This window comes from Microbulbifer taiwanensis (genome assembly GCF_014904815.1).
Taxonomy (GTDB): Bacteria; Pseudomonadota; Gammaproteobacteria; order Pseudomonadales; family Cellvibrionaceae; genus Microbulbifer; species Microbulbifer taiwanensis.
Genome location: NZ_JACZFR010000097.1, coordinates 1 through 1,391, shown reverse-complemented (window position 1 = coordinate 1,391; position 1,391 = coordinate 1). Strand labels below are relative to the sequence as shown.

Annotated in this window: 1 protein-coding gene; it reads right to left on the bottom strand. The window is 58.6% G+C overall.

Going from position 1 to position 1,391, the window contains the following annotated elements:
* Positions 1–270: 270 nt before the first annotated feature.
* Positions 271–1,149 carry a CDP-diacylglycerol--serine O-phosphatidyltransferase gene (gene pssA / locus IG627_RS20635; protein WP_193195201.1) on the bottom strand — a complete coding sequence of 293 codons (879 nt, stop codon included), beginning with the start codon at positions 1,147–1,149 and terminating at the stop codon, positions 271–273.
* Positions 1,150–1,391 lie beyond the last annotated feature (242 nt).

Sequence of the window (1,391 nt, the reverse complement as noted above, 5' to 3'; positions counted from 1 at the left end):
AAGCTCTTTTTGAAGAAATTTTCTTAAGAAAATCAATCACTTGGAGCCGCCTCCCCGCCGCTTGCTCAACGACGAGGGCGCGAACTATACGAGTTGCCGCGGCACTCTGCAAGCCCTTTTTTGAGCCTGTGGCAGATTTCCTTCCTCCGAGGAATCATGAGGCACTCAATCGCCTGCCGCCGGTCGCGCTTTCCCAAGTTCACGCTCCCGCTATTAAAGCTTAGTGTCACGTCAGGCTATTACCAAAGGCTGAGGCTCAACCCACTCGCCTTACTCGCCATTTTCCTCTTTTGGCGGCGCGGCACCGGGCTGATGGGGGCGAAAGTGCCGCCAGAACCACAGTGCCGGACCCGATGCGGTATAGAGCACGGCCAGAGTCAAAAGAACCTTGGGCGGGTCTATGGTCACAAGGCTGAAGATCAGAATGACCGCGAGCATCATCACGAAGGGCACGCGCCCCTTGAAGTCGAGTTTCTTGAAGCTCGTATAGCGGAAGTTCGACACCATCAATAACCCGGCAATGACGGTCACCACCGCCGCAATCACGGCCAGTACAGGGCCCACTTCCACGTCGTGCCCGGCCCAGACCATGCTGGCGACTATCGCGGCCGCGGTCGGGCTGGCGAGCCCGATAAAGACCCCTTTATCCACAGTATCCACCTGGGTATTGAAACGAGCCAGGCGCAGGGCGGCGCAGGCCGCATACAGAAAAGCCGCCGCCCAGCCGAACTTACCCAGGTGCCCCAGTGCCCAGCTGAATACCACCAATGCCGGCGCCAATCCGAAAGACACCATGTCCGACAGGGAATCGAACTGTACGCCGAAGGCACTCTGGGTATCCGTCAACCGCGCGACCCGGCCGTCGAGCCCATCCAGGATCATGGCAACAAAGATGGCAATGGCAGCGGCCTCAAAGTTGCCGCTCATACCGGCGATGATTGCATAGAAGCCACTAAACAGGGCACCGGTGGTAATCAGGTTCGGCAGCAGGTAGACACCGCGAGCGCGCACCTTCTTGCCGCTGGCGGAAACCTCCTCTTCGATATGTTCGTCGACAGGCAGGCCGCTCCCTTCCAGCTGAAGGCCTTCCTCGCCAGAGGTTTTCGCCTCGCCGGCCCCGGGTTTCTTTTCTTCCCCTTTGTCGCTCATATTATCTCCATTGGTGCGTTGTGCAGCCGGCGAGTGTACAGCGATTGGCGAGTGCGCGCACAGACCTCGACGCGATCACCGCGGCACGCAGCGCAATATGCGTGTCCCGTCCTAAAATAGGTTTACGGTTTTCAACTAAGCCAGCTCGACTCCCGAGCTGGCTTTTTTGTGCACAGATTCCGGCGTTTCCATGCCGAGGCTCAGGTGCGGCCGCAAGTGGTTGTAGGCGTATATGGACTCCT

Coding starts and splice junctions, on each gene's coding strand:
- pssA (WP_193195201.1), bottom strand. CDS start 1,149: ATGAGCGACAAAGGGGAAGAAAAGAAACCCGGGGCCGGCGAGGCGAAA.